Genomic DNA, 21,200 nt, shown 5'->3' on the forward strand with positions numbered 1-21,200 from the left:
GGCCCAGGAGAGAGACATGCCGGCATCCCTTGTTCCGCTTATCATCGGCGGCGTCTCGCGCGACGCTGCAAGCACGTTCGAACGCCTCAACCCCTTGACCGGGGAAGCCGCGACCCGCGCCGCCGCAGCCAGCGTCAGCGACGCGAACGCGGCCGCCGATGCCGCACAGGCGGCCTTTCCGGCATGGTCCTCGCTCGGCCCCAACGCCCGGCGCGCGGCGCTGATGAAAGCAGCGGACGCCCTCGATGCGCGGGCTGCCGATTTCGTGGAGGCCATGGCCACCGAAATCGGCGCGACCGAAGGCTGGGCGCGTTTCAACCTGGGGCTTTCCAGCTCCATGGTACGCGAGGCCGCCAGCCTGACCACCCAGATCGGCGGCGAGGTCATTCCGTCCGACAAGCCCGGCTGCCTGGCCATGGCGGTGCGCGAGCCTGCGGGTGTGGTACTCTCCATCGCGCCGTGGAACGCGCCTATCATCCTTGCCACCCGCGCCATCGCGGTGCCACTGGCCTGTGGCAATACCGTCGTGCTCAAGGCATCCGAGCAGTGCCCGCGGACCCATAGCCTGATCATCGAGGCTTTCGTGGAGGCTGGTCTCGGCGGCGGCATCGTCAACCTCATCACCAACGCGCCGCAGGACGCGGGCGATGTAGTCGGCGCCATGATCGATCATCCCGCCGTGCGCCGCGTGAACTTCACCGGATCGACCGCCGTCGGAAAGATCGTGGCCATGCGCTGCGCCGCGAACCTGAAGCCCGCCCTGCTCGAACTGGGCGGCAAGGCGCCGATGATCGTGCTCGAAGACGCCGATCTCGACGAGGCCGTGAAAGCGGCGGCGTTCGGCGCCTTCATGAACCAGGGGCAGATCTGCATGTCGACCGAGCGGATCATTGTCGTCGAAGCCGTGGCCGATGAATTCGCGCAGAAGTTCCAGGCGAAAGCCGCCACCATGACCGTAGGCGATCCGCGAGAAGGCAAGGCCCCGCTGGGCGCGGTCGTCGATGCGAAGACCGTCAGCCATGTGCAATCGCTGATCGGCGATGCCCTGGCCGCCGGAGCCCGCCTGCTCAACGGCGGCGAGGCCAAGGGCGTGCTCATGCCGGCCCATGTCGTCGATGGCGTCACCCCGGACATGAAACTGTTCCGCGACGAGAGCTTCGGCCCGGTCGTCGGCATCATCCGGGCACGCGACGAAGCCCATGCGATCGAACTCGCCAACGACACCGAATACGGCCTCTCCGCCTCGGTGTTCACGCGTGACACCGCGCGCGGCCTGGGTGTCGCGCGCCAGATCCAGTCGGGCATCTGCCACATCAACGGGCCAACCGTCCACGACGAGGCTCAGATGCCGTTCGGCGGGGTCAAGGCATCGGGCTATGGGCGCTTTGGCGGCAAGGCCGGTATCGATGCTTTCACCGAACTGCGCTGGATCACGATGGAAACCCAGCCCGGCCATTATCCGATCTGAGATTCAGTTTCGAACCTATCGCCGGGCACGCGCCCGGCGATAGCTGGCATCATGCTTCGGCGTTTGCCTTGATAGCCCGGGCGATCAGTTGCCGCGCCCGCGTGCCCCCCTCGTCGATACGATAGGCGTTCAGCTTCAGATCGGGGTTAGCCTCTATCGCGCGCTGCTGCGCTTCGAGGATCTCCACATCCTGCGCGAAGACGCCGCTTTGCTGCTGGCGGAACCGCGCCGTGAACCCGGCATCGCCGGTATCGAAATTGCGCGCCATGCCCCAGAAATAGTGATGCGTGCTTTCGGTCTCCGGCGTCATGAAATCCACGACCATGCCGCGCACGCCCTGATCGTGCTTTTCAATCGTCGCGCCTGCGCCCAGCGGGGCCACGCCGACATCGATCATCACGGCGGACGGCAGCACGAATTCGCAGATCTGCCAGCGGTCCACTTTGCCTTCCTGCCTCAGCGCACCGCTCCAGAATGGCGGCGCATCGACGCCCGGCATCCAGCGCGAAAGATAGACCCGCTCTCCCTTCACTTCGCATTCCAGCGGGGCTTCCAGAATCTCCTGCTGGCCGATCGATCCGGCATGAACATAGGTTTCGTGCGTCAGATCCATCAGGTTATCGATCATCAACCGGTAGTCGCAGGCGACGGCGTAGTGCCCGCCATCGAAGACCCAGCCCTGCGCGCTGCACGGCCAGAGATCGGGCACCAACGCCGGATCGGCCTTTTCCCGTTCGCCGATCCAGACCCAGATGAAACGGTGCCTTTCCACCACCGGATAAGTCTGCACGCAGACCCGCCGGTTCACCGCTTCGGACTTGAGCGGCATTTCCTCCGCCACGCCGTCCGCACCCAGCTTCAGCCCGTGATAGCGGCAACGGATCGAATCGCCTTCGCGCAGGCCGAGCGACAAAGGCAGAAGACGATGCGGGCAGGCATCACGCATGGCGGCCACGCTGCGATCCAGCTTGCGGTACAGCATCAGCGGCACCCCGCAGATCGTCCGCGCGAGAGGCTCACTGTCTACCTCATAGTCCCATGCCGCGACATACCATGCGTTTTCCAGCCAGGTTGCCATACCATCTCTCCCATCTGCCCCGGCGTCCTGCGCCCGGAGACTGAATCAATTTCCAGCAGTCCGCAGCGGCCGAAAGCCCGGCATCGCGATGATCGCGCAGGCTGCCACGGCAGACCCCAGCGCCATGACCACAGCCACTCCCTGCAAGCCCAGACCAGCATCGAACAGCATTCCCGCGATCACCGGCCCCAACGCAGCGCCTCCCCGTCCGAGACCGATCACGAACCCGGTCCCACCGGCCCGCGCCTCGGTGGGGAACGAAGAGGCCGCCAGCGCATAGAACCCCACCATCCCCGCGTTGGTGAAGAACCCTGCCGAAGCCGCCGCGGCGGAGAGTTCCGTCAACCCGTGATGGGTCCGCCCGAACACCGTCACCATGATGGCCGAGAACGCCAGAATAACGGGCATGAGATGGTGCAGGCGAAGGCGCAGCGTCAGCACGCTCAGAACCAGCGATCCCAACAGGCCGCCAACATTGGCAAAGACCAGCACACCGCCTGCCGATGACGGCTCGAAACCCATGTCCACCACGATCTTGGGCACCCATTTCAGGATGAAGTAGAACGTCATGACATGCGCGAAATAGGCCAGCGTCAGCAGCAACGTGGTGCGGCGCAGGTCCGGCTCGAACAAGCGATGCAATGCGGCCTTGCCAGGCACCGCCTCTACAGGCGGTGCAAACGCCTCCACCGGCGGATGCCCGAGCCCCGCCAGCGCGCGGTTGATACGAACCGCCCTGTCGGGCCGGTCACGCTGGGCAAGGAAGCCTACGCTTTCGGGCACAAGGAAATAGAGCAGCGGGAGCATCAGGGCGCTGGCTGCGGCGCCGAACACGAACACATCGCGCCATGAACCATCGACCAGCAGGACACTGGCAAAGGCGCCACCGGCAATCGCGCCTGCCGGATAGCCCGCCGCCATGATCGCCACGGCCGCGCCCCGCCACTTGTCATTGGCATATTCGGCCACCATCGCGTTGGTGCAGGCCAGCATCCCGCCAATGCCGATACCCGTGGCAAAACGCAGCGCCGCCAGTTCCTCAACCGAACCGGCATGCGCCGCACCGAACATACCCAGCGCCATGACCAGAAGACACAGCATCGCCGTGGGCTTGCGGCCCGCCCGGTCGGCCAGCGGGCCGAGAATGATGGAGCCCCCGCCCATGCCGATAAGCTCCATCGACAGGACCAGCCCCAGGGCCGAGCGGCTGATGCCCCAGTCCGCCGCGATCCCGGGAGACGCAAAGCTGATCGAAAGAACGTCGAACCCGTCGAGCCCGTTGAGCAGAACACAGATTGCAATGGCCAGTATCTGCCGCAGCCGCATCGGCTTGCGGGCGATGATCTCGCGCGGATCGACCGCTGCCGGTTGCCTCGGCTCCATATCCTTCTCCCGTATTCGCACCCGGCGGCGTCATGCGCGTTTCCGCGTTCTGGCGCACCGCCCGGCCAACCCATTTCACATTCAATCGGCCCGCTGAACCAGCATCAGCGCATCCAAAGCAACCGCCCCTTCTCCCGCGGGATGCAGGATGACGGGATTAAGATCGATCTCGGCGATACCCGGCTCGGCGGACAGAAGCGCGCCCACCTTGGCGACAAGCGCAGCAAGCGCCGGCACATCGAGCGCTGGCGCCCCCCGGTAGCCCGCCAGAAGCGCCCCGCTCTTGAGGCTCATAAGGCCCTGCGCGATCTGTGCCTCGGTCATGTCCGGCGTGAACAGGCACACGTCCTGCAGAATCTCAGCCGTGACGCCGCCGAAACCGGCCAGGACCACTGGCCCCCAATCGGGATCGTTGCGCCCGCCTACGATCATTTCCGTGCCCCGAGCGCCCATCTTTTCGATCAGCACACCATCAAGCACGATCGCGGCGCTGTAGGCCGAAACATTGACGTGGATCGCCTCCCACGCGGCCCGGACGGCAGCGGCATCGGCAAGATTGAGCAGAACCCCGCCCGCATCGCTCTTGTGCCCAAGCGCCGCCGCTTGCGCCTTCATCACCACGGGATAACCCACAGCGTCCGCCGCCGCGACGGCAGCCTCCGCGCTATCGGCAAAGCGCCCCTCAGGAAAAACAAAACCCAGCGGCCCCAGCAGTGCCTTGGCCTGATATTCGGCAACCACACCATCAAACGCATCAAGCCCCGGCACCGGAAGCGGCGGGCGCTGTGCCTTTTCCAGATCGGCCCGGGCAAGCGCCCCCAGACGCGCCAGCGCGCGGAACGCCCGCTCCGTGCTGGGGAACCAGACGATGCCGCGCTGGCGCATGTCTTCAACATATTCGGCGGGTATCGGCGCGCCTTCGTCCAGTCCCGCGAACACCAGAGGCTTTGCCGCCCCGCGTCCATCCAGAGAGGCCAGAATGGCGGGAATCTTGATCCGGCAAGTCACCGGATCGGTCTGGATCACGCCCGCGACGACAGCGCCCACGCGCGGATCGTCAAGCAGGGAGCCCAGCGTATTGGTGTAGATCTCCGGCTGGCTGAGCCCCTGCGCCGTGATGTCCAGCGGATTGCTGACGGGCACGAACGGCGGCAGGGCGGCGCGCAGCTCCGGAGCGTTGCTGTCGTCCAGAGCCGCCAGCGGAACGCCCAGTTCCTCGGCCAGATCGAGCGTCAGCGCCTTGAACGCACCCGATTCCCCAAGAACCGCCAGTTCGGGCCGGGTCATGGACGGGCTGCGCAGCAGGATTTCGGTAATGTCACCGAGTTCCTCCAGCGTCTCTGCGAAGATCACGCCCTCGCGCTCCACCTTGCGGCGCATCAGCTTGTAATCGCCTGCCATCGCGCCGGTATGGGTCGCGGCGGATTCGCGCGCGGCGCTGGACTTGCCGGGATGCAGCAGCACGATCTGCTTGCCTGCCGCCCGGGCTCGCCGCGCGGCATCGAGGAACCGCGCCGGACGCCGGAACTGTTCGACGATCATCGCGATGACATGGGTGGCCCCATCCTCGATCATCCAGTCGACATAGTCCTCGACACCGCTGGCCGCCTCATTCCCGGTCGAAACCGAATAGCTGATCGCCAGTTCGCGCGACTGGAACGTCGTGCACAGAACCGCCGCCATGGCGCCGGACTGCGAGACGACGCCCACGGCCCGGCGCCCGTTGGGAGCGCTTGTCTGCGTTTCGACAAATGTCAGCGGAATGCCGTCGATATGATTGACGAGGCCAAGGCAATTGGGCCCTTCGATGACCATGCCGTGCTCGGCGGCAATCCGGCCGATCTCCGCCTGCTGGGCCTTGCCTTCCTCGCCGCCTTCGGCGAACCCGGCGGAAAAGATGATCGCGCCCCCCGCCTTGCGGGCGGCCAGGCCGCGCACGGCATCGAGCACGCCCGCCTGCGGGATCGCCAGAACCGCCACGTCCACCCCTTCGGGCAGATCATCGACGGAGGCAAGACAGGCCCGCCCGCCGATCGCATCGCGCTTGGGATTGATCGGATAGATCTCCCCCGCAAAGCCATTGCGATCGAGATTGCCCAGAACCGACGCGCCAAGTGCGCCCGGCTTGTCACTTGCGCCGACAACCGCGACCGAACGCGGGCACAGCAGGCGGGATACCGCCTGCCTCGAAAGGTTTCGTTCTGCCATGTCCCTGCCTCTCCCAGTGGCCTCTCCCAATACCGGGGATCAACGCGTCTTGCTGCGGTCGTATGCCCCAAGGCCGGGTTTGAAAGTCTTGTCGTCGATGAACTGGCGCGTGGCTTCCTTGCGCCCTTCCGCATCGAAGAAGTTGGCCGCTTCCTGCGTGCGGACCAGATAGTCCATCGAGTTGTCGAAAGTCATCTCACGCACGCGGCGGATCGCCCACTTGGTCGCCCGCAGCGCCGTCGGGTTCTTGCCGAGCAGGACTTCAGCAATCTCGGTCACGCGCGCCTTCAGCTTGTCCGCCGGCACTGCTTCGTTGACGAGCCCCCATTCGGCGGCCTTCTTGCCGTCCACGTTCTCGCCCATCATCGCGTGGTACATCGCATTGCGGAAACCGGTCAGCTCGACGATGATCTTGCTGGCCCCGCCGCCCGGGAGGATGCCCCAGTTGATTTCGGAAAGGCCAAACTGCGCATCCTCCGCCGTAACCGCAAGATCGCAGCCGAACAGCGGCCCGTATGCGCCGCCGAAGCACCAGCCATTGACCATGGCGATCGTCGGCTTCTCATACCAGCGCAGGCGCTCCCACCAGCCATAGGCCTCACGCTGGGCCTTGCGGGTGGCCCCCAGGCCCTTTTCCTCGTTCTCGCGGAAGTACTCCTTGAGATCCATGCCCGCCGACCAGGCCGTGCCCTCACCGGTGAGCACCAGAACACCCACGTCCTCGCGGAATTCCAGTTCGTTGAGCACTTCCATCATGCGCCGGTTGAGCCGGGGGCTCATGCAGTTGCGCTTGTCCGGGCGGTTGAAGGACACCCAGGCAATGCGGTTTTCGACGGTATAGGAAACGGTATCGCGTTCAGCGTTGTCTTGCATGGCACACCTCTCTGCGTATTTGTCATTCTGCATAACAAACACATTGCTATTGTAAATAGCATTTTTGACGTCAAACCAGATGCGATACGACGAAAGACAAGGAGACACCGTGACAGACCTGCTGGCGCAACTCCCCGGCTATGCCTTGCGGCGTGCGGCGAACGCCGTGATGGGCGAACTGGCACCGATACTGGCCGGGCACGATCTCAAGATAGCGGAAGCGGCCGTCCTGCTGCTGGTGCGCGAACAGGCGAACCTGACGTCCAGCCAGATCGGCAAGACGCTGGATATTCAGCGGGCCAACATGGTGCCATTGCTGAACCGCCTGGAAAGCGCGGGCCTGATCCATCGCGAACCGATCGACAAGAAGTCCCTCGCGATCAACCTCACCAAGGATGGCGAAGCCAAGATATGCGAGGCGGGCGCCGCCATCGACACGTTCGAAAAGAACCTGCTGGCCCGCGTCCCCGCCGAACACCGCGATCACCTGCTGCCTGCCCTCAACGCGATCTGGCGCTGACCGGCCCGCGATTCATGGATGAACTCGCAGAGTGGGAGGACGGTAATTCACCTGCAGTTTCAGGGTCTTTTACACATTTTCCAAAGCCAGGGCGGCAGCGCTCAGGCCGTCCCAATTGTCAGGCCGCGGCGCGAAGCGCACTTGCGTCATTTTCCGTAACGCAGGCATCGTATTGCGCTCTAGAGCTTCGTTGAACGTGCCCGAGACTAGTTCGGTGTACCTGGCATCCGGAACCATGATGAGCACAAACCCGGGATCGGCGGCATTGATGTGATCGGCCACCAGATATCCCAGGTGGGTGCCCGCACATTGGAACAGGGCAACGCCATTCGGATCTCCCTCACTGGCCTGCCGTGTCAACGCCGCGAAGTTGTCCCGGTAAGCCCTGATCTCGCGGTCGCGGTAGGCATAGCCTGCGTACAGCCCGGCACGCCTGATGATCCCGGCAATGGAGGCATAGGCAGTGGCGCAGCCGTGTGCGCCGCAATAGCAGGCTTCTCCGCCAAGCCCATGATCCGTCTTCACGTGCCCCAGTTCCGGAGCGAGACCATGCGCCCCCACCCTGGGCTTCCCGTTGAAATACATGGCTGAATCGAGCGACAGGTCCACATTGATCAGAGTGAACGTCTCATGCCCCTGCGCTTCGCCGAACCAGTGCTCCGCCCGCGCCAGAGAGGCCGTTCCCTTTTCAATCGTAACGGGCGCCTGAAGCTGCTTCGCGACCTCGGCGGCGAACGCAAAAGGCCTCTGGTCATAAGTCGCCATGAAATGGATCATGCCGCCTTCGCTGTCGACCAGAGCCGGCATCGCGATACCGAATCGCTCGATCCGTTCCTTTCTGAAGCCGCTTTCCTCCACCGCACGGGACAAGGCTTCCGCCACGCCCTGCGCAGTCTCTTCCAGCGTGTCATGCAACGCCAGGTCCGGCTCGGCGGAAAACCGGATCTGCCCGGACAGATCAGCGAAGGTTACCGCCAGCGTGCGGCGTATCGTCATCCGGGCTCCGACGACGATCGGCCCTTCGCCCTTCACTTCCAGGTAGACCCGGGGCCGCCCCGAAAGGCCGGACTTGTCCTTCCGTTCGACGAGGAACCCCCGGCGGACGAATTCGGCGGTAATCTGGGAGATCGTGCCCGCTGCCAGCCCGGTCAATTCCGGCAGATCGCTGCGCGTGACAGGCCCGTTGCCGCCGATCGCCTTGAGTACAGCAAGACGGTTCTCGCTGGGATTATTCCGCTTCATGCACTCGCCCCTATCACGCTGCAGCGTAAATCATGTAGTTTTTTCACTGCATGAAATAAGTTGACTGTTGCCGCCGCATCGCTCAAGTTCTCCCCATTGGCCGGTCATCCACAAAACCGGAGGCTGTGCCAAAGCGCATTCGCGCAACCAAAACAAGGGGAGGATAATGATGCGACCTGCAAGGGCATCGCGCGCCTGCAATGCGCGCCGTTTTACTATGAATGTCTGTACTTGGGCCATGGCGGCCGCCGGGCTTGCGGTGGCAGGAACACTGCCTGGCAAAGCTCTGGCTCAGTCGGCCGGGAATGCCGCCGGACCGGGACCGGAAGAGCAAGCGACAGTCTCTGACGAAATCATCGTCACCGGCACCTTGCTGCGCGGCGAACCCCTGATCGGATCCAGCTCGATCTCGCTGGACAGCACCAAGCTGCAGGAAACGGCAGCGCTTTCGTCCAACGAATTGCTGGCCACGATCCCGCAAGTCACCAACTACTTCAACAACGTCCCGCTCGCCGACCTGGCCATCGCGGTCAATCAGATCCAGATCTCCCGGCCCAACCTGCGCGAGATCTCGCCAGAAACCGCAGCCAGTTCGGCCACGCTGATCCTGGTTGACGGGCACCGCATCGCGTCGGCAGGCGTCAATCAGGCCTCGATCGATCCCGACCTGATCCCGATCGGCGCGATCGAACGCGTGGAAGTGGTCACCGAAGGCGGATCGGCCACCTATGGCGCCGATGCGGTCGCCGGTACGATCAACTTCATCACCCGCAAGCGGTTCGATGGCGTGAAAGTGGATGGCCACTACGGCTTCGCCGACAATTACTGGCAGTGGGACGCCAATGCGACAGCAGGCAAGGACTGGGGCAGCGGTTCGGCCTATGTCGCTTACAGCTACTCGAAGAGCGATGCGCTCTACGGACGCGAACGCAGCTTCATCAAGGACGTGAACTACGGCGCCGAACCGCCTTATGTCCCGCGCGATCTGACCTGCGCCAACCCGAACCTCTCGGTCAACACCGTGATCCCGATATTCGGCGCTACGGTCAATTCGGTGAACTACGCTGCGCCCGATTTCCAGCCGGGCACTCAAAACCTGTGCGACAACAGCCAGGATGAAACCTATATTCCGCGCGCGGAACGCCATGGCGTGCTGGCAGGCCTGACGCAGGAACTCGACAGCAAGACTTCGATCGATATCCGTGCCTACTATGGCCAGCGCAAAACCCAATCGACCGGCGACCTGACGAGTTCAGTGGCGGTGACGCCCGCCAACCCCTACGCCGCGACAAGCCTTCCGGCCGGTCTCGTGCTCGGCCCGACGACAGTCGGCCCATACGCGGCCGTCAATCTGGCGAACGTCAGCTTCAACCTGCGCCCGCTGCTCGGCCCGGACAGCAAGCATTCGGATACGCTGATCAAGGAATGGGGCTTCAACGCCGAGTTGAAGCATGACCTGAACAGCAACTGGCAGCTTCGCACGCTGTTCAACTGGAGCGCGAGCGACAGCAGCTACGAACTCACAGGCATCAGCAATTCCCGCCTGGGCGCTGCCGGGGCCGCCACCACGGCGGACACCGCGTTCAATCCTTTCGACGTCACGAACAATAACCCGGCACTTGTCGCCGATCTCATCGACAGCGAGATCGCGGGCCAGGCCAAGGACGACCTGTTCAACGCGCGCGCGATTCTGGAAGGAAAACTGCTGGACCTGCCGGGCGGCGACGCCCGCCTGGCCATCGGCTACGAATACATGCACGACAGCCTGAGCCAGCGCTTCGGCAGCGATATCCGCATCGGCACGCTCAGCGCCATTCCGTTCAGCACATACAGCCGTAATGTGCATTCCGTGTTCGGCGAACTGCAGGCCCCGCTGCTTTCGGATGGTTACGGCGGCAGCATGCTGACCGTTTCGGCATCGGCCCGCTACGACAAGTACAGTGACTTCGGCGACACCTTCAATCCGAAGTTCGGCGCCACCTTCAAACCGGCGGAATGGATCAGTCTGCGCGGCAACTGGGGGACTTCGTTCACCGCACCGACACCGCTCGATCAGCTCGGCTCGTCGCGCAACACGATCGGCGCCTTCCCCTTCGTGCCATTCCCCAACCCGGCCGATCCGGCACCTCCGGGCGCTTATACCGTCGGGCTGCAGGGATCGGTATCCGGCCTCAAGCCGCAGAAGGCGGATACCTGGTCGGTGGGCGCGGACCTCACCCCGATCGACGGGCTCAGCGCCAGCGTCAGCTACTACGATGTCAACTTCAAGGACATCCTGCGCACGCCCAAAGTGGATGCGGACATCATCGCCAACTACCCGGACAATGTGCTGACCAACAGCGCCGGCTTCTCGGCCGCAGATCTGCTTGCCTTCGCCGCGCAGGCGCCGGGCGGCACGGCCACTGTCCAACCGCTGATCGACAGTGGCACGCTGGTGTATGAACTGGTCGATTTCCGGGTCGCCAATTACGGCATCCTCCACGTCAAGGGCATCGACTTCCAGGCGAGCTACAACCACCCGACAAGCTTCGGCAGCGTCGATCTGGCGGTAAGCGGCAACCGCCCGCTTTCGCGCAAATCGCAGGTCAGCCCCGAAGCCTCCGTGGTTGACGAACTGGCGACGGAACATCCCAAGCTGTACCTGCAATCGTCGCTGGGCGCCTCGATCGGATCGTTCCGCGCACAGGCGAGCTGGAACTACACCGGCGGCTACGACATCGTGCCGACCGGCACGCCGGTTCAGGATCATGTCAGCTCCTTCAGCACCGTGAACCTGTTCTTCAAGTATGACGTGCCTGCCAGCAGCGCGATCCTGAAGGATCTGACCCTCACGCTGAACGTCAACAACGTGTTCGATCAGGATCCGCCGGTTCTGCGGCGTAACCTGCCGAACGAGTTCGGCTTCGCCAACGGCTTCTCGTTCGGCCGGATGTTCATTCTGGGAGCGTCGAAGAAATTCTGACGATCGCCCGGAAACATTGACCAGAAAAGGCCCGGCCAGTGCCTGCAAGCACTGACCGGGCCTTAAAATTGGAATGGAATGCTAAAATGAAACGTTTGCTGCTCAGCGCTGCCATGATCGGACTGACCGCGACCGCCACGGCGGCCATCGCGTCCAAGACTGCCAGCCCGGCGGCCGAACAGCCTGCGGCAGATCCGCTCTTTGCCCATCCCTATATCGATGTGGACGAATGGCGCGATGCGCCTGTCCGCCACCGTTATGTGCATGGTGGCTTCAAGGGCACGGACACGCGGTTTTCCTTCTATTTCCCGCCCAAGGACGAATATCAGGGACGTTTCTTCCAGCACATCACGCCGGTGCCGCAGAGCGAGAATCTGGCGCAATCGGTGCCGCCGGGGCGCTTCAACAAGATCGGCTTCTCGATCGCCAGCGGGGCCTACTTCGTAGAGACCAACGGCGGCGGCAAGATCGATATCGCCGGGGGCGCACAGATGGCCGACCCGACGATCACCGCCTACCGCGCCAACGCCGCCGCAGCGCAATATTCGCGCGTCGTCGCGCAACAGATCTATGGCGGGAAGCGGCCCTACGGCTATGCCTATGGCGGATCGGGCGGCGCCTACCGCACGATCGGCTCCATCGAAAGCACGCACGGCGTGTGGGACGGTGTGGTGCCCTATGTGCCGGGCTCGAACATGGCGATTCCGAACATGTTCACCGTGCGCATGCAGGCGATGCGCATTCTCGACAAGAAATTCCCGCAGATCGTGGATGCGGTGGAACCGGGCGGATCGGGCGATCCCTACGCCGGGCTCAATCCCATGGAGACGCGGGCCCTGCGCGTCGTGACGAAAATGGGCTTCCCGATGAAGTCCTGGTTCGGGTGGAAGACGATGGGCGTCCACGGCTTTGCCGCGCTCTATCCCGGCGTGAAGATGGCTGATCCCACTTACTTCACCGATTTCTGGACCAAGCCCGGCTACCTCGGCCATGACGATCCGCACTGGTTCGACGGTTACCGCCTGCAGTTCGCCACCACTGTGGCCGAACCCATCACGGCGGCACAGGCTGCGCGGATGCGCCTCAACACTGACGCCTCCAACAACAAGGACCGGGGCGGCGTGGACAATGCCTTCAAGATTCCCGAAGGCGCCGAAGGCCAGCGCATCGTCGGCTACCGCCTCGCCGGAACGCCGCCGAAGGTGGAATTCATCGGAGGAGACCTGCTGATCAAGAGCGGGCCGGAAGCCGGCAAGGACATGCCTGTCGCGCATATCGACGGCGACATCGTGATCCTGGGCTTTGCCGAGCAGTCGGTCGCCAGCGCGCTCAAGCCCGGCGATCAGGTGCAGATCGACAATTCCAACTGGCTGGCGATGGAAACCTATCACCGCCATCAGGTGCCGGGGCCGGAATTCAAGGTGTGGGACCAGTTCCGCGGCGAGGACGGCAAGCCGCTCTATCCGCAGCGGCCGATGCTGATCGGCCCGCTGTTCACCAAGGCCACCTCCGGTTCGGGCATGACCGGCAAGTTCGAGGGCAAGATGATCATCGCCGCCTCGCTGTGGGACCGGGAGGCGATGCCCTGGCAGGCGGACTGGTATCTCCAGCGCGCCGCCGCGCATTTCGGCGCCGATGCCGATAACCACTTGCGGCTCTACTACACCGATCACGCCCTGCACGGCGACCAGCAGTCGAATGAGGATCCCAGCCGCATCGTCAGCTATGAGGGCGTGCTGCAGCAGGCCCTGCGCGATCTTTCCGCCTGGGTAGAAAAGGGCGTGGCGCCGCCCGCCAGCACCTCCTACCGGATCGAGGACGGACAGGTCATCGTGCCGCCCACAGCCGCCGCGCGCCATGGCATCCAGCCGGTCGTGACACTGGCCGCCAATGGCGGCGTCCGGGCCGATGTGGCCGTGGGCACCCCGGTCACGTTCACCGGCACGATCACAGTACCGCCCGGCACAGGCGACCTTGTCGCCGCCGAGTGGGATTTCGACGGCAAAGGCACCTTCCCGCAATCCTCGAAAGTGGCCAAGGGCGCGAAAAGCGTGACAGTCACCGTCACGCACACATTCGACAAGCCCGGCACGTACTTCCCCGCGCTGCGCGGAACTTCGCAGCGTCAGGACGATTTCGACACGCCCTATGCGCGGATCGGCAATCTGGGCCGCGTGCGCGTCGTGGTGAAATAGCAGGCGGCACCAGCTTTCCCGATCCCCCGTAACACCTTCCTCCCTTCAACGACTACCGGAGAAATCCCCCATGCGCGCAGCACTTGCCCTGTCGGCCGCCGCTCTAGCCCTTTCCGCCAACGCAGGCCCTGCCTTGGCCAAGACCGGCGCCAAGCCTGCCGACCCCGGCATGGCAGCGGCCGAAGCGCATGCGGAAGCAACCGTGAAAGCGATGAAGCCGGAGGAAAAGACCGTGCTGACGAAGGGCATCCTGCCCTTCGCATTCGGCGCCAATGCCTCGCCGCCGCCCGCCGGGTCGGTCCCCGGCGCGGGCTACGTCGCCGGGATCGAGCGGCTGGGCGTTCCCGCGCTCAAGGAAACCGACGCCAGCCTGGGCGTTGCCTACCTGATGGGCGTGCGCAAGGACGGGGCCACCGCCCTGCCCTCGGGCGTGGCCATGGCTTCCACCTGGAACCCCGGCCTGATGCGCGAAGGCGGAGCGATGATCGGTGCGGAAGCGCGCGCCAAGGGCTTCAATGTCCTGCTCGCGGGCGGCGCCAACCTGATGCGCGATCCGCGCAACGGGCGCACTTTCGAATATCTCTCCGAAGATCCGCTGCTGACCGGCGATCTGGTCGGCGCGGCGATTGCCGGTGTCCAGTCGAACCACATCATCTCGACGATCAAGCACTTCGCGTTCAACGGCCAGGAAACCGGGCGCAAGTTCGTGGACGTGCAGATCTCCGATGCCGCCGCGCGCGAGAGCGACCTGCTCGCCTTCCAGATCGGCATCGAGAAGGGCAATCCGCTCTCGGTCATGTGCGCTTACAACCGCCTTGACGGCAAGCAGACCTGCGACAGCGATTACCTGCTCAACACGGTCCTCAAGGACAGCTGGCACTACAAGGGCTTCGTCATGTCCGACTGGGGCGCCGTGCCCTCGCTGGAAACCGCGCTCGACGGGCTCGACCAGCAGTCGGGTTCGCAGCTCGACAAGGCAGCATTCTTCGGCAAGCCGCTGGCCGAGGCCGCCGCGAAAGACCCGCGCTATGCCGCGCGCCTCGATGACATGAACAAGCGCATCCTCACCGCGATCTACGCCGCCGGGATCGACAAGCACCCGGCCACGCCCGGCGGCAAGATCGATTTCGCCGCGCATGCCAAAGTGGCGGAAGAGGTCGCCAAACAAGGCATTGTCCTGCTGCGCAACGAAGACGGCGCGCTGCCGCTGGCCAGGACCGCAAAGCACATCGCGGTGATCGGCGGCTATGCCAGCGTCGGCGTGCTCTCGGGCGGCGGCTCCAGCCAGGTGCAGGGCGAAGGCGGCCCCGTCGTCTCCATTCCACTGGGGATAGACGGCCCATACGGCGCTTTCGCCGCCAAGACCTATCAGCGCTCCTCGCCGGTAAAGGCGATCAAGGCCATGGCCCCGGACGCCGATGTCTCATGGCACATGGGCGACTATATCGCCGATGCCGTCATCGCAGCGAAGAAGGCCGACGTGGCGATCATTTTCGCCACCAAGTGGGCGACCGAAGGCCGCGATCTGCCCGACCTTTCGCTGCCCAACGGGCAGGACGCGCTGATCTCCGCCGTGGCCGCGGCCAATCCCAACACCATCGTCGTGCTGGAAACCGGCAATCCGGTCGCCATGCCCTGGCTCGACAAGACCGCCGCCGTGCTGGAAGCCTGGTATCCCGGCGCGCGCGGCGGCGAAGCGATCGCCTCGGTGCTGTTCGGCGAGACCAACCCCTCCGGCCATCTCCCGATCACCTTCCCCAAGAGCGTCGATCAGCTGCCGCGCCCGGTGCTCGACGGCTATGGCCAGTTCGAACCCAGCGAGACGGGCGCGCCGCCCACGCCGGACACCAAGCTCTATGCGAATTACAACATCGAGGGATCGGACGTCGGCTACCGCTGGTTTGCCCGCAAGGGAGAAAAAGCACTCTTCCCGTTCGGCTATGGCCTTTCCTACACCACTTTTGCCTCGGATGGCCTGAAGACCGACGGCAAGACCGCCAGCTTCACCTTGCGCAACACCGGCACGCGCGCGGGCGCGACGGTGGGCCAGCTCTACCTCGTCTCGCGCGGGGGTGAGACCAAGCAGCGCCTTGTCGGCTTCCAGCGCGTCGAGCTGGCGCCGGGGGCCTCGCAAAAGGTCACGGTCACGATCGACCCGCGCCTGCTGGCGGACTGGAAGGACGGCGGCTGGTCGATCCCGGCGGGCGACTATGCCTTCGCGCTGGGATCGGACGCGGAACATCTTGGCCCGGCAACGACAGTGCACATGGCCGCGAGACACTGGAAGAACCCGGCCGACTGAAGCCTGGAGCGCAGGCGCATATGAACCGCCAAGGCCCCGGTCGGCCTGCATTCAGGCAGGCCGGGGCAAAGCCTTTGCCAGAAAGGCCCGGTCGCTCTCACGCGCGGTCCATGGGCCGCCCATAAGGCCGCCCGCGCAGAACAGGACATCGGCGATCCCGCTCGTGCCATGGGCGCTCCAGGCACCGGCCAGTTCGGCCGCCAGCGGATCGTCTACCTTGTGCCCATCGCCGCGCACGTGCCGCAGCCAGGCGGCCAGCGCGGTCAGGATCGCCGGGCAACCGGCCCCGGCAGCCCCGCGCGCCGCCAGCGTTTCCAGCCAGCGCTGCGGGATCTTCTGGCTGCCGTCCATCGCGATCTGTTCCAGCCGGTGGTTCAGCGCCGGATTGGCGAAGCGTTCGAGCAGCGAGGACGCATAGGCATCGAGGTCCTGCCCCGGTGCCGCCGCAATGGTGGGGGCCGCTTCTTCCCGCATGAGCCGTTCGACCAGCGGCCGGATGTCCGGGTCGGCCACGGCCTGATGCACATAGTCGTGCCCATGCTCCAGCCCCAGATAGGCCAGCGCCGAATGGGCCCCGTTCAGCATGCGCAACTTGGCGGTTTCGTAAGGGGCAACATCCGCGACAAGCTGTGCGCCCACCTTCTCCCACCCGGGCCGCCCGGCCACGAAACTGTCCTCGATCACCCACTGGCTGAACGGCTCGGTGAAGACGGCGGCACGATCCTCCAGTCCGATCCTTTCCGCCAGCCCGGCGCGGTCTTCGTTCGTGCTGGCGGGCACGATGCGGTCCACCATGCTGGACGGGCAGGAGCATTCGGCGGCGAACCAGTCCAGCAGGTCGGGCGCGCGCGCCGTCAGGTATTGCTGCATCAGCCCGGCAAGCTGGCGGCCATTGGCGGCGAGATTATCGCAGCTCAGCAGCGTCAGCCCGCCGGTCCCCGCATCCCGGCGCTGGCGCAGGGCTGTGGCCAGCAGCGGGTAGAAGCTGCCCCCATCGGCAAGGGCCAGATCGAGCGATCCGTCCGGCGCGCGGCAATAACCCTTTTCCGTGACCGTGAACGTCACGATGCGCGTCCGGGGCGCAGACAGCGCCGCCGCGAGAGCCGCCGGGCTCTGCGGCGCCACCAGAACCTCGCGCACGGCACCAATCACGCGCGTCCGCGCTACGCCGCCCGAACGCTCGGTGACGGTATAGAGGCCGTCCTGCGGGTTCATCTGCTCCGCGACGCTGCCCGAACGCAGAGACACGCCGGTAATCGCCCAGTCCCGGTCCCCGCCGTTCATCGCCGCATCGGTATACCACGCCTGATGCGCGCGGTGGAAAGCACCGATGCCGAAATGCACGATCCCCACCGCCTGAGCATCGCGGTCATAACCATACCGCGCCACGTCCCGGCTCAGCCTGCCAAGGTTTTCCCGCGAAAGTCTCACAATTTGTAGGCCTTCTTCGGAAGGTTATAGGCAAGATCCACGGCCACTTCGGCGGCCTCGTCCTCTTCCATCCGGTGTTCGGCGACCAGCCTTGCCAGGAAAGCGCAGTCGATCCGCCGGGCCACGTCATGGCGCGCCGGGATCGAAAGGAACGCACGGGTATCGTCGTTGAAGCCCACGGTGTTGTAGAACCCGGCCGTCTCGGTCACGTGCTCACGGAAGCGGCGCATCCCCTCCGGGCTGTCATGGAACCACCAGGCAGGCCCCAGCCGCAGCGCCGGATAGTGCCCTGCAAGCGGTGCCAGTTCGCGCGAATAGACGGTTTCGTCCAGCGTGAAGAGGATCACCGTCAGCCCCGCCTCATTGCCGTAGCGCGAGAGCAACGGATGCAGCGCGCGGACATATTCGGTCGCCACCGGAATATCGGCGCCCTTGTCCCGCCCGAAGCGTTCGAAGAGCTGTGCGTTGTGATTGCGGAACGATCCCGGGTGGATCTGCATCACCAGCCCGTCTTCCAGGCTCATCCCGACCATTTCGGTAAGCATCTGCGCACGGAACAGTTCGGCCTGCGCCGCAGTGGCCCGGCCCGCGGCGACATCGGCGAACAGCGCTTCGGCCTCGGGCATCGGCAGATCGGCCGTCGCCGCCGTGGGATGGCCATGATCGGTCGAAGTCGCCCCCATGGAGGCGAAGAACGCGCGGCGCTGGCGGTGCGCGGCGAGATAGCCCTGCCAGGTGCGGCAATCCTCTCCGGTCAATTCGGAGAGGCGATCGAGATTAGCCTGGAAGCCTTCGAATTCGGGATCGACCACCGGATCGGGGCGATAGGCAGTGAGCACCCGGCCGGACCAGCCGCTGCTGCGGATCGCCTGGTGGTGCTCCAGCGTATCGAGCGGGCTTTCGGTGGTGGTCAGCACTTCGATATTGAACCGCTCGAACAAGGCGCGCGGGCGGAATTCGGGCCGTGCCAGCATCTCCGTGATCGTATCGAAATAGAGGTCCGCCGTGTCCCCCGTCAGCCGCACATCGAGGCCGAAGACTTCGGCGAACACCCAGTCGAGCCACATGCGCGAAGGTGTGCCGCGAAACAAATGATAGTTCGCCGCAAACAAGCGCCACGCCGCGCGCGGATCGGCATCGCGGCCCTCCGCCCCGATTCCCAGCGAGGCGAGCGGTATGCCCTGCGAATAGAGCATGCGGAACAGGTAATGGTCCGGCTGCAGCAACAGCGCGCTGGCGTTTTCAAAGGGCGCATCGGACGCGAACCACGCGGGGTCCGTGTGGCCATGCGGACTGATGATGGGAAGGCTGCTGACTTCCCGGTAAAGCGCCCGGGCAATGCCCCGCGTGCGATCGTCAGCCGGAAACAGACGATCGGCGGACAGACGAAGAGACGGTGCCATCAAACCTCCGCTACCGGTCAAATCCGCGCCACTACGCCGAACCGCTGGCGCTGGCTGTCCACCGACTTGCGCGCTTCGGCCAGCGCCTTTTCCTCGACAGCGAACAGCAGATGCTTGATCACCGCTTCCAGATGCCCGCGCATGGCCGTGCGGGCCGCTTTGGGATCACGGCTGCGCAGCGCCTCCACAATCGCGGTGTGCTCGTCCACCACCGGCAGCACGTTCGCAGTGCGCGCCTGTTCCAGCAGCAACGTGCATTCGGCCGAATTCCAGCGCTGGAGCCAGAGATCCTCCACGGTCTTTTCCACGGCGGCATTCCGCGTGGCCCGTGCGATCGCCATGTGGAAGGCCATGTCGGCATTCTCCTCGGCGATATGCTCCTCGTTCTGTTCGCGAATGGCCGCCACGAGCTGTTCCAGCCGCGCAATTTCCTCGTCGGTGATATGCACAGCGGCAAGCGCCGCCGCTTCGCCTTCGAAGACCAGACGCGCTTCGAGCAGTTCGAACGGGCTGACGCTGAAACGCGGCTCGTCGCTTTCGCCGGGCAGACGGATGACGAACGTGCCCGCCCCCAGCCGGACCTCGATCAGCCCCAGAACCTCCAGCGCCAGCATCGCCTCGCGAACGACCGGGCGGCTGACCTTCATCCTCACCGCCAGATCGCGTTCGGCGGGCATTTTATCGCCAATGGCGAACTTGCCCGACTGCAGATCCTCGATCAGGGCGGCGGCAACGCGCTTGTAGAGCCGGGATTCGTCCGCACCGATCGCGGAGAGTTCCGGATTGGCCCGCGGTAACGCCCGCTCGGTTTTCTTCATCAGCATCACCTTTCTATTGCGGTCGTACCACTTTCTTGCAAGTGGTAAAACTGCTTTGCGGCCACGCCGCATATCTCGGAAGATCAGGGGCATCGGGAAAAACATGAAGATCCAGTCCGCGAAAGTCATTGTGACCTGCCCGGGCCGCAATTTCGTCACTCTCAAGATCGTGACCGATCAGGGCGTTTACGGCATCGGCGACGCCACGCTGAACGGGCGGGAAAAGGCGGTGGTCTCCTATCTGGAAGACCACGTGATCCCCTGCCTCACCGGCATGGACCCGCGCCGGATCGAGGATATCTGGCAATACCTCTATCGCGGTGCCTACTGGCGGCGCGGCCCGGTAACGATGCGCGCCATAGCGGCGGTGGACATGGCGCTGTGGGACATCAAGGGCAAGATGGCCGGGATGCCGGTTTATGACCTGCTTGGCGGCAAGAGCCGCGAGCGGGTGATGGTCTATGGCCATGCCAATGGCGCGGACATCGACGAGACGGTCGATGCGGTCGGCCACTATATCGACATGGGCTACAAGGCGATCCGCGCGCAGACCGGCGTGCCGGGCATCAAGGATGCCTATGGCGTGGGGCGCGGCAAGCTCTATTACGAACCGGCCGATGCCGCCCTGCCCTCGCTCACCGGGTGGGACACGCGCAAGGCGCTGAACTACGTGCCCAAGCTGTTCGAGAAGCTGCGCGCGACTTACGGCTTCGACCATCACCTGCTGCATGACGGCCACCACCGCTACACCCCGCAGGAAGCGGCAAATCTGGGCAAGATGCTGGAACCCTACCAGCTCTTCTGGTTCGAGGACTGCACGCCTGCCGAAAATCAGGAAGCCTTCAAACTGGTGCGCCAGCACACCGTCACCCCGCTGGCGGTGGGCGAGATCTTCAACACGATCTGGGATGCCAAGGATCTGATCCAGAACCAGCTGATCGACTATATCCGCGCCACCGTGGTCGGCGCGGGCGGGCTCACGCATCTGCGCCGCATCGCCGATCTGGCCGCGCTCTATCAGGTGCGCACCGGCAGCCACGGCGCCACCGACCTTTCGCCGGTAACGATGGGCTGCGCGCTGCACTTCGATACCTGGGTGCCCAACTTCGGCATTCAGGAATACATGCGCCACACCGAGGAGACAGACGCCGTCTTCCCGCATGATTACCGTTTCGAGGATGGCCACCTGATCGTGGGCGAAACGCCGGGCCATGGCGTGGACATCGACGAAGCGCTTGCCGCGAAGTATCCCTACAAGCCCGCCTACCTGCCGGTCGCCCGGCTGGAGGACGGGACGATGTGGAACTGGTAAGCCTC

General features: G+C 64.6%; 14 protein-coding genes. 6 read left to right on the forward strand and 8 right to left on the reverse strand.

The annotated features are described in order from the left end of the window. Positions 1-16 precede the first annotated feature (16 nt). Entirely contained in the window at positions 17-1,468 is a 1,452-nt protein-coding gene (locus tag MTR66_RS03450; RefSeq protein WP_243917930.1) for an aldehyde dehydrogenase, read from the forward strand. 49 nt (positions 1,469-1,517) lie between these two features. Here the strand turns inward: MTR66_RS03450 and MTR66_RS03455 are convergent, their stop codons facing one another. The 4 genes from MTR66_RS03455 to MTR66_RS03470 all read right to left on the reverse strand — a co-directional run bounded on the left by MTR66_RS03455 (position 1,518) and on the right by MTR66_RS03470 (position 7,010). Next, positions 1,518-2,546, reverse strand: coding sequence for an aromatic ring-hydroxylating dioxygenase subunit alpha (locus MTR66_RS03455; RefSeq protein WP_243917932.1), 1,029 nt, complete (start codon positions 2,544-2,546; stop codon positions 1,518-1,520). 45 nt (positions 2,547-2,591) lie between these two features. Next, entirely contained in the window at positions 2,592-3,929 is a 1,338-nt protein-coding gene (locus MTR66_RS03460) for an MFS transporter (protein ID WP_243917934.1), read from the reverse strand. 81 nt (positions 3,930-4,010) lie between these two features. Beyond that, positions 4,011-6,137 (reverse strand): acetate--CoA ligase family protein, encoded by a 2,127-nt coding sequence (locus MTR66_RS03465; protein WP_243917936.1) that lies wholly within the window; start codon positions 6,135-6,137, stop codon positions 4,011-4,013. A 39-nt stretch (positions 6,138-6,176) separates the two neighbouring features. Next, positions 6,177-7,010, reverse strand: a complete 834-nt coding sequence (locus MTR66_RS03470) for a p-hydroxycinnamoyl CoA hydratase/lyase (RefSeq protein WP_243917938.1) — start codon at positions 7,008-7,010, stop codon at positions 6,177-6,179. Positions 7,011-7,119: 109 nt separating this feature from the next. Between MTR66_RS03470 and MTR66_RS03475 the strand changes: the two genes are divergently transcribed. Next, positions 7,120-7,530, forward strand: a complete 411-nt coding sequence (locus tag MTR66_RS03475) for a MarR family winged helix-turn-helix transcriptional regulator (RefSeq protein WP_243917941.1) — start codon at positions 7,120-7,122, stop codon at positions 7,528-7,530. A gap of 69 nt (positions 7,531-7,599) precedes the next feature. Here MTR66_RS03475 and MTR66_RS03480 read toward each other — a convergent pair whose 3' ends face one another. Next, complete coding sequence (locus MTR66_RS03480) at positions 7,600-8,772, reverse strand: ROK family transcriptional regulator (RefSeq protein ID WP_243917942.1); 1,173 nt, start codon at positions 8,770-8,772, stop codon at positions 7,600-7,602. 217 nt (positions 8,773-8,989) lie between these two features. Here MTR66_RS03480 and MTR66_RS03485 point away from each other — a divergent pair, with 217 nt between their 5' ends. From MTR66_RS03485 to MTR66_RS03495, 3 genes are all read left to right on the forward strand, one after another. Then, positions 8,990-11,734 carry a TonB-dependent receptor domain-containing protein gene (locus tag MTR66_RS03485; RefSeq protein WP_243917944.1) on the forward strand — a complete coding sequence of 915 codons (2,745 nt, stop codon included), beginning with the start codon at positions 8,990-8,992 and terminating at the stop codon, positions 11,732-11,734. An 86-nt stretch (positions 11,735-11,820) separates the two neighbouring features. Next, the gene (locus MTR66_RS03490; protein ID WP_243917947.1) at positions 11,821-13,929 is read left to right on the forward strand and encodes a PKD domain-containing protein; all 2,109 of its coding nucleotides are present in this window, start codon (positions 11,821-11,823) and stop codon (positions 13,927-13,929) included. 70 nt (positions 13,930-13,999) lie between these two features. Next, the gene (locus MTR66_RS03495; RefSeq protein ID WP_243917949.1) at positions 14,000-16,231 is read left to right on the forward strand and encodes a beta-glucosidase family protein; all 2,232 of its coding nucleotides are present in this window, start codon (positions 14,000-14,002) and stop codon (positions 16,229-16,231) included. Between the two features lie 51 nt (positions 16,232-16,282). Here the strand turns inward: MTR66_RS03495 and MTR66_RS03500 are convergent, their stop codons facing one another. The 3 genes from MTR66_RS03500 to MTR66_RS03510 are packed head-to-tail and all read right to left on the reverse strand — an operon-like array spanning position 16,283 to position 19,889. Continuing rightward, complete coding sequence (locus tag MTR66_RS03500) at positions 16,283-17,662, reverse strand: mannitol dehydrogenase family protein (RefSeq protein ID WP_243917951.1); 1,380 nt, start codon at positions 17,660-17,662, stop codon at positions 16,283-16,285. Further along, positions 17,659-19,065 (reverse strand): glucuronate isomerase, encoded by a 1,407-nt coding sequence (gene uxaC / locus MTR66_RS03505; RefSeq protein ID WP_243917953.1) that lies wholly within the window; start codon positions 19,063-19,065, stop codon positions 17,659-17,661. Before uxaC ends, MTR66_RS03500 begins: the two co-directional genes overlap by 4 nt. Positions 19,066-19,082: 17 nt before the next feature. After that, on the reverse strand, positions 19,083-19,889 hold the full coding sequence (locus MTR66_RS03510; protein ID WP_243917955.1) for a FadR/GntR family transcriptional regulator: 807 nt from the start codon (positions 19,887-19,889) through the stop codon (positions 19,083-19,085). Between the two features lie 97 nt (positions 19,890-19,986). Between MTR66_RS03510 and manD the strand changes: the two genes are divergently transcribed. Next, the gene (gene manD, locus MTR66_RS03515; protein WP_243917957.1) at positions 19,987-21,195 is read left to right on the forward strand and encodes a D-mannonate dehydratase ManD; all 1,209 of its coding nucleotides are present in this window, start codon (positions 19,987-19,989) and stop codon (positions 21,193-21,195) included. Positions 21,196-21,200 lie beyond the last annotated feature (5 nt).

Source organism: Novosphingobium beihaiense (genome assembly GCF_022832375.1).
Taxonomy (GTDB): Bacteria; Pseudomonadota; Alphaproteobacteria; order Sphingomonadales; family Sphingomonadaceae; genus Novosphingobium; species Novosphingobium beihaiensis.

Coding starts and splice junctions, on each gene's coding strand:
- MTR66_RS03495 (WP_243917949.1), top strand. CDS start 14,000: ATGCGCGCAGCACTTGCCCTGTCGGCCGCCGCTCTAGCCCTTTCCGCC.
- MTR66_RS03455 (WP_243917932.1), bottom strand. CDS start 2,546: ATGGCAACCTGGCTGGAAAACGCATGGTATGTCGCGGCATGGGACTAT.
- MTR66_RS03460 (WP_243917934.1), bottom strand. CDS start 3,929: ATGGAGCCGAGGCAACCGGCAGCGGTCGATCCGCGCGAGATCATCGCC.
- manD (WP_243917957.1), top strand. CDS start 19,987: ATGAAGATCCAGTCCGCGAAAGTCATTGTGACCTGCCCGGGCCGCAAT.
- MTR66_RS03485 (WP_243917944.1), top strand. CDS start 8,990: ATGAATGTCTGTACTTGGGCCATGGCGGCCGCCGGGCTTGCGGTGGCA.
- MTR66_RS03510 (WP_243917955.1), bottom strand. CDS start 19,889: ATGCTGATGAAGAAAACCGAGCGGGCGTTACCGCGGGCCAATCCGGAA.
- MTR66_RS03450 (WP_243917930.1), top strand. CDS start 17: ATGCCGGCATCCCTTGTTCCGCTTATCATCGGCGGCGTCTCGCGCGAC.
- MTR66_RS03490 (WP_243917947.1), top strand. CDS start 11,821: ATGAAACGTTTGCTGCTCAGCGCTGCCATGATCGGACTGACCGCGACC.
- MTR66_RS03470 (WP_243917938.1), bottom strand. CDS start 7,010: ATGCAAGACAACGCTGAACGCGATACCGTTTCCTATACCGTCGAAAAC.
- uxaC (WP_243917953.1), bottom strand. CDS start 19,065: ATGGCACCGTCTCTTCGTCTGTCCGCCGATCGTCTGTTTCCGGCTGAC.
- MTR66_RS03465 (WP_243917936.1), bottom strand. CDS start 6,137: ATGGCAGAACGAAACCTTTCGAGGCAGGCGGTATCCCGCCTGCTGTGC.
- MTR66_RS03480 (WP_243917942.1), bottom strand. CDS start 8,772: ATGAAGCGGAATAATCCCAGCGAGAACCGTCTTGCTGTACTCAAGGCG.